A 7,196-nucleotide genomic window follows, 5' to 3' on the forward strand; every position below is an offset into this window, starting at 1 on the left:
TACAGTTGAAATGGGGTCAGAAATTTTCAAACCCTTATAGAAAAGCCGTTTCAGTTTCCGACTCCCGACTCCCGACTCCCGACTCCCGCGCGCAGCGCTATAGAAAGGCTAGAAATAAAGATAATATCTTATCTTTTACCATCCCCCAATTTTTAATTAAATTGCGGGGGGTTGTCGAGGGGAGCCAAGGGATTGGATTCGGAGTCGGGAGGTGGCGGTGGCAGGGGTGGTGTCGCTTCCGGACTCGACAATTCTTCCGGTGTCGTCGGTGTCGATTCTTCTTCTTCTTCTTCTTTGGGCAACATCACCGTTTCGATTAAAATCGAACGTTGGACTTGTTTTCCTGCGGAATTTGTCACCGTCAGTGTCAGGGTTTCCTGGCCGGATTGGGGGGCGATGGGATAGGTGATATTTCCAGTGCTTGGAACTTCGCCGGGAACGGGAAGTAATTCCGTTTTCAGTTCGCCCTCGCCGCCCACTTCCCAGGAAATTGTCAACGGTGATGGGGACGTATCGGGGGCGATTTCGATGACATATTTTGCCGGGGCATTTTGACCGTTAATTTGAAATGCCTTAATTTCCGGTGGGGGGACGGGTTGAGGTTGAATGCGGATGTTATCGCTGTGGGTGGATGTGGAGTTCGGATTCACATTTCCTTGATGAATAGCCGTCAGTTCAAAAATGTAATCCCCCGCCTCCGTCGCGGCAGTCGGCACATTGCGACAGGTCAACATTTCCGGAGTCAGTTGACAGTTTTTTTGAAGGTCTGGAGGAATCGTACCATCGATCAAAGGATAGGTCATTTCGGGTACTTTGACCAATCCATCAGCCGATCGCCCCACGATGCGAACTTCGAGCAACTGTTCCGGATTTTGCACCGTCCAATTGAGTCGAATGGGCGTATCTTTCCCGGCTTGATAACTGGGTTGGGCGGCGGCAAAGCGATCGACTTTTGGGGGTGGAGGCGGTTCGATCGCGATCGCGTAAGTCTCTCGATCCGGTTCCGTTTCCGACTTAGAAATCGCCTCCAGTTCAAAATCATACCGTCCGGGTTCCGGCAGTGCGACGGGGATAGTTTTGCAAACCAATTGTTCCCCGAAAACTCGGCACTTGTCTCGCAGGGTTTCGGGAATTTGCCCGTCAAAGCGATAGGTGAGAGGAGGGAAATTGACCAACCCTTCCGGGGACAAACTCCGCAACACCAATTGTTTGAGTTCCGCCGGATTTGCGATCGCCCATTCAAACTGAATTTGCTCCTGTTCGCCGACCCGATAGGTGGAGCGATCGCTGGCAAATTGCGTCACCCGTGGCGGTTCCGGGGCTGACCAGACGATCGGATCGGCTTCGGCCGCGTCCGTGGCTTCCCCCGGAGAATCCAGAGAAATAACTTGCAGTTCAAAAATATAAGTGCCGGGTTGTTCCAATTCCAGCGGCAACCCGCGACAGGTCAAAATCCCATCCCAGTCGATCTGACAAACGCCCAACAATTCCTCCGAAAAATTATCGGGACTCACATCAAACGTTTTCTCCTCAAAATTCACCGTCCCTTCGGGAGAACGGCCGACCACTTTCAGGGTTTGGATGCGATCGCCGGGTCGGACGGTAAAATCCAACCGAGCCACGGTTTGCTCATCTTTGGGGGAGAGAGATGCGATCGGGGTGGGGGAGGGTTCTGCCGCCTCCCGAGTCCCCAATTGTGCTACAAAATTGGTAATTTTAGGAATCGGCAAAGGTTGGATATTAATTAAACTGGTTGTCGCCGACTGGATCGGCTGTTCGGCGTGTTTGGGAAGCAGCCGCAACTCGAAAATATAGTCCCCCGGCCGGCGGGCGTCGGTGCGGATGTTGTGACACTGCAACAGTTGTTTCAAAGTACACAGGGACTTCAACTCCTCGGGGATGCCGCGGGTGAAATCGTAACTGACGGCTTGGCTGGTAATGCTGCCGTCGGGGGATTTGCCGACGATCTGAAGGGCGCGGATCTGGCGGGGGTGGTCGATGACCCAGCCCAGATAGATAAAATCGTCGTTAGCCGCCGTATAGCGGGGGGACTCGGAGGCAAATTCCAAAATTCGGGATGGGGTAGGGGGTTTGAAAAACACCCACCAAATCGCCAAAATCAGGGCCGCGATCGCGCCGAGTCCGGTCAAAATCGCCAGCAGCAACTGCCACCAGGGGCGGGCCTCCCAAATTAGGGTCCCGTCCACCCGATCTTGGGGCAGGGGTAGCCGGTGCAAATCCTGGGGTTCCAGGTAAAACTCGTACACTCGCCCCCGCCCCCACCAGGGCCGGTTCCACCACCGCTTCGGCTTCACCCCCACGGACATTTTCAGGCGATCGTCCTGGCGGATGCGAAATTCCTCGGGGGTGAGGGTATAGATACAGTTTTCCACTTCCCCCGCTTCCCGGGCGGTAAACCGCAGTTCCCGGGCCGTATTGCCCCGGTTGTCGATTTGCAGTTCAAATTGTCCGCTGCCCCGGCGGATGCGGCCCACTATCGTCCGCAGATCCAAACCCAAATCGTAGGTGGCGGGGATGCTGAAATGCAGGATATCCAACAAAGCCAGTTCCGGGCGATTTTCCGAGCTCAGGTGCCAGGTGGTGGCGTAGCGTCCCGCCTGCACGTCCGGGGGGAGGTTGAGACGCAGCAGAATTTCTCCCACCGCCCCAGGGTTGAGGGCGAGGCTTTCGGAGGCGACGACCAAACCCAGGTCGTTGAGGCCTTCGGGGTATTCGATTTCCACCCATTCCGGGGGGATATCGGCGCAACTGAGTCGAAACCGATCTACCCGGCGATCGCGGTTGTTGACGACGGCGCGAACCTCCAAAGGGCGTCCGGGTTGGGCGATCGCGGGTTCGGTGGAGGTGGTGGCCGGCACGAGGCTGAAGGTGGGATCGTCGATCCGCACCGCCGAGATCACCGGCGGCAGCACCTGCAAGTTGGCTTCGTGGTAGATGGGGGTATCTTCCGGGTAGTGCTGCGGCGCATCGACGACCAGCAAATAGCGGTAGGTTCCCGTCGCCGTCTGGGGGGGGACGGGGCATTGAAAGACTACCTCCGCACTCTGTCCGGGACTCAGGGCGAGGCGATCGTGGGGATTAACGCACCAGTCCCAAACGGACGCGGAGGTTTCGTCGATGTAAACGTCGATGATGGCGCCGACGCCGCCCTGGTTGACGAGGGTGACGCGCAGCTCGAAGGTTTCCCCGGCGTCGAGGGCAAAGTCCCCCGACGGGTTGACGATCGCAATCAGAGATTGTCCCAAATTCTTGATGGGCGCTTCGCGAACCGTCGCCACCATTTTGCCCGGTTGGTCGCCATTTTGTGAGAGTTGTGTGCCGTTCATGATCTTTCAACCCCTGTAGTTATGTACGATTTGTGGGGAGTCGGGAGTCGGGAGTCGGGAATCGGAAATTTTTGACTTTTGACTTTTGACTTGGACTACATCCCACACCCGGATTCCGGGCGTCGGAGTCGGTGCAGGCGGACTCGGGTGTTGTCGCCGCCGGTGAGAATCAATAGGTCTGACTCCACCGCCATCAGATCGACGCTGTTGAGGGGGGAACGGGATTTGACAATCGCTTCGCCGTTGAGGTTTTGGGCCGATCGCTCTCCGGATCGTCGCAAACTCCACAGCATCACCTGGCCGTCATCTCCGGTGCTGGCCAAATAGCAGCCGTCGGAGGTCAGGGCGAGGGAGCGGATCGGCCGGCCGTCGTGGGCCTGCCACTGTTCCAGGATTTGGCAGGGAACTCCCGCTTGTTGCAAACAGGTGCCGAGGTTCCAAAGGCTGATGGTGCCGCGATCGTCGGCTGTAGCCAGAAAAAAGGGTTTCTCTTCAGCCGTCGCCAGACTGGTGATGTATTCATCCTGTCCCCCCGCCTGGTAGGGGACGGCTCGCAGGTTGCCGGAGGCCGCCTCCTCTTCGTCGCCGGACCCGTCCCACAACACCAGTTGGTTGTAGCGGCCCGCGATCGCCAGGGTGTTCTGTTCCGGGCCGACGGGGGCGAGATCGTAGATGGCGAAATCGAATTCTCGGAGCGATCGGGGTTCGTCCACATTGACCAGACCTACATTGGGGCCGACGTACCACTGCAACAGCAGGCCGCTGCCGTGGGCGCTAAATAACAATTGGGAATCCCCGACGTAGGCCAGGGCCATCACGCGATCGTCCCGGCGGTAGGACAGGGAGCGGCGGGGCTGTTCGGCCCGTTCGAGCAGGTCCCAAATCTGAATTTCCCCGTTTTCCAACCCGACGGCGACGCGATTATTATTGAGGGGTCGGTAGTGAGCCGTCCGTCCGGCTTTGCCCAAGTTGCCCAACAAGCCGGTCGGCTGGAGCTTGTTCCCCCGCACCCGCCACCCCCGCAGGGTTTGGTCGTTGGAGGTGCTGATCGCCAGGTCGCCCAAGCCGTTGAACTCGACGGCATTCACCGGACCGGTGTGGGTGTTGAGGCGGAACGAGGCGTACCACAGCCACCAGATGCCGCCCAAGAGCAATAGTGCGATCGCCACTTGCAGCCAGCGGGGAATGATGGGGAGCAGCTTCAACTCCAGAATTTCTACGGGATCTTCGGGGGAGGCAGGGGAGGCGGGGGAGGGAGTCGGGAGTCGGGAGTCGGGAGTCGGGAGCGGAGGGAGCGGAGGAAGTTTCTGTCCCCCCATTCCCCCCACTCCGCTTCCTCCGTCCTCGGAAACCGATCGCCCCACCACTTCGATGATTTCCGTTTTCCCGAAACCCACCCAGGGCCGCTTGCTGTTGACGAACAGTTCCAAGGTTTGGGTTTCTCCCGGCTCCAAATTCACTTGTTCTGGGAGAATCGAAAACTCCCGTTTTTCCTGGTCTTCGCTGCGGCGATTTTTGAGAATTTCGGCCGTTTCCTGCTGGGTCAAATTGGAATAATTTGTAAATTCCAACTGATAGACAGCCGCAGGGATGCGCCATTGGGGAAGCCAGGGGCGAGTTTGGGGTTCTCGCAGGAATTTGGGAAAGGCGGTAAATTCCACAGATCCGGTCGGCAACACCTCGATTGTGCCACGAATGCGGGCCGTTGTGTAGTGGGCCGAGGTCACTTCCAGGGTGAAGGGATAGATGCCGGCTCGGGCTTCGGCGAGTTCGGGAACCCGGCAGTTGAGGGGCTGTTCGACCCACTCCTGGGGGGGCACAGGGGGGGGATTGTCCAGGGTCAACCACTCCCGCTTGGGACTCAGACAGGAGAGGGTGACGGCGATCGGTTTAGAACTTTTGTTGTAGATGCCGATGGGAATGTCAATTTCGGTATCGGGAAGGGTTTGGATGGGGTCGGCGGGGAGTTGCAGTTGAAAGGGACATTTCTCGACTCCCTCGCCGACGTGCAGTCGCAGGATGTGGCGATCTTCGCTCCCGAGTTCGAGGGAGAAGACTTTCACGGTGAGGTTGATTAAGCCGACAAATCCGGGAATGGGCGATCGCAGCACTTTCACCCGAAATTCGGTTTGATCCCCGGGGGGTTTTTTGGTGCAAACTTCCGGGGTGACGGCGTACCAGCGGGATTGGCGGTCGAACTCGACTCCGGCGGCGGACATCTCCAGTTGAAAGCTACTCATGCGATCGCTGTCGTTGATGACGACCACATCAAAGGTGGCGCCATGACCGTCAGCATCCAGTGTCAATTCCTTAGTGGAAATCTCTGTATTCATTATTCATTATTAATTATTATTTCTGGATTGTCGGGCTCGCTCGATCAGCTCGTCGAAGCGATCGCGGTTCAAGTCCTTGTTTTGATGGAGTGTCCGCCGCCATTGTTCTTGCTGGTCGCGCAGGGATTCGAGTTTTTCGGTGAGACTTTTTTCCCGGGCATCAACGATGTCTGCCATTTCCAGGAAAGCTTGTCCCAACTCTCCCATTTCGTCGGGGCGGGAAGCGGTATTTTTGAGACTGTGGGGGTCGAAGGAATTGGATTTGATGGCTTTGGCTCCTTGGGCTAAATTGTCGATGGGTCTGACAATCCACAAGGATGCGATCGCCCCGAGTCCCACCGCCACCACCATCACCCCCAAGCCGACGATCGCGGTAAAGCGGAGGTTATTATAAATCAGTTGCATAAAATCTTCCTCGGGAATTACCACGAAAATTAGCCAATCTAAACCGTTACTTTGCAGGGGGACGACCTGCACCAATTGCCGTTGATTTTGCCATGAAAAGCTGATCGCGATCGGTTCTTGAATTTGCATCAAACTCGACTCGGTATCGAGCAGATTTTTCAGGGTGTCTCGAATCACGGGTTCTCGGCTTTCTAGGGCGGGCAATCTCCGGTTTTCTCCGTTCTCGTTTAAAAAGGGTTGTTCGTCGGTTGAACTGGCGACCACATTTCCGGCGCGATCGATAATAAATGCCATCCCTCGGGGGCTGATCTCCAAACTCCTGAGAAAATTGCTCAGGTCTTTCAACCCTAAGTCGATGCCCAAAACACCGACCGTATCCCCGCGAAGATTTCGGACTGGAATGACCGAGCTCATTCCTAACTCCAAAGTCGAGCCAAAAACGTAAACGGGACTCCAGGTCAGATCCCCAACTTTTAATGCTTCTTTATACCAGGGCCGCACCCGGGGATCGTACCGGTCTTCCAAGGTGCCGATTGCCTCGACTCTCTGGCCGGAGGAGTCGAGTTGGTATCTGTTTCTGCGCCCCTGGGTTTCGGCATTTCCCAAAATCAATTCTCGGGTGCCATCCCCCTGCCGTTTGATACCGATAAATTCACCATTTTCAGTTCCGAGATAAATGTGAGACAAACCATTTATTGTGGCGACCTGATCGTTAAAATAGCGAGTCAGCAGCTCGAAGTCGGTCGGATCTATTAAATTATTTTCAATGGTAATAAAATTGAGTTTGTTGACGATTTGGGGGGCTGTAAGGTAGGTATTGACGTGCTTTTCAATCGAATTCAACGCTTTTTTACTCAATTCTGAAATGAGGCTCTCGACCGCACGACGGCCGCTGTAAAAAGCCAAAACAGCGGTCGTCCCGGTGGCGATAACTAAGGGGACGACGATCACCAGGGGGATCACATATCGGATTGAAATGTATTTTTTCATGATGTTTTGTTTTGCAATTATACTGGACAATAATCTGGACTCATGTAGTGGACCGACACACCTTAAATGGTGGGTTACGGCGGATTGCTAGATTGCCATCACAGCCTGGGTTTCAGCCGCC

At 55.9% G+C, this 7,196-nt stretch carries 3 protein-coding genes; all 3 read right to left on the bottom strand.

The genetic code is table 11. The features are described 5' to 3' along the window. Positions 1-152 precede the first annotated feature (152 nt). Positions 153-3,347, bottom strand: a complete 3,195-nt coding sequence (locus LKE08_RS12055; RefSeq protein ID WP_324704476.1) for a hypothetical protein — start codon at positions 3,345-3,347, stop codon at positions 153-155. 95 nt (positions 3,348-3,442) lie between these two features. Then, positions 3,443-5,680 (bottom strand): hypothetical protein, encoded by a 2,238-nt coding sequence (locus LKE08_RS12060; protein WP_324704477.1) that lies wholly within the window; start codon positions 5,678-5,680, stop codon positions 3,443-3,445. Between the two features lie 9 nt (positions 5,681-5,689). After that, positions 5,690-7,075, bottom strand: coding sequence for a cache domain-containing protein (locus LKE08_RS12065; protein WP_324704478.1), 1,386 nt, complete (start codon positions 7,073-7,075; stop codon positions 5,690-5,692). Positions 7,076-7,196 lie beyond the last annotated feature (121 nt).

This window comes from Lyngbya sp. CCY1209 (genome assembly GCF_035615495.1).
Lineage (GTDB): Bacteria > Cyanobacteriota > Cyanobacteriia > Cyanobacteriales > Microcoleaceae > Limnospira.

Coding starts and splice junctions, on each gene's coding strand:
- LKE08_RS12055 (WP_324704476.1), bottom strand. CDS start 3,347: ATGAACGGCACACAACTCTCACAAAATGGCGACCAACCGGGCAAAATG.
- LKE08_RS12060 (WP_324704477.1), bottom strand. CDS start 5,680: ATGAATACAGAGATTTCCACTAAGGAATTGACACTGGATGCTGACGGT.
- LKE08_RS12065 (WP_324704478.1), bottom strand. CDS start 7,075: ATGAAAAAATACATTTCAATCCGATATGTGATCCCCCTGGTGATCGTC.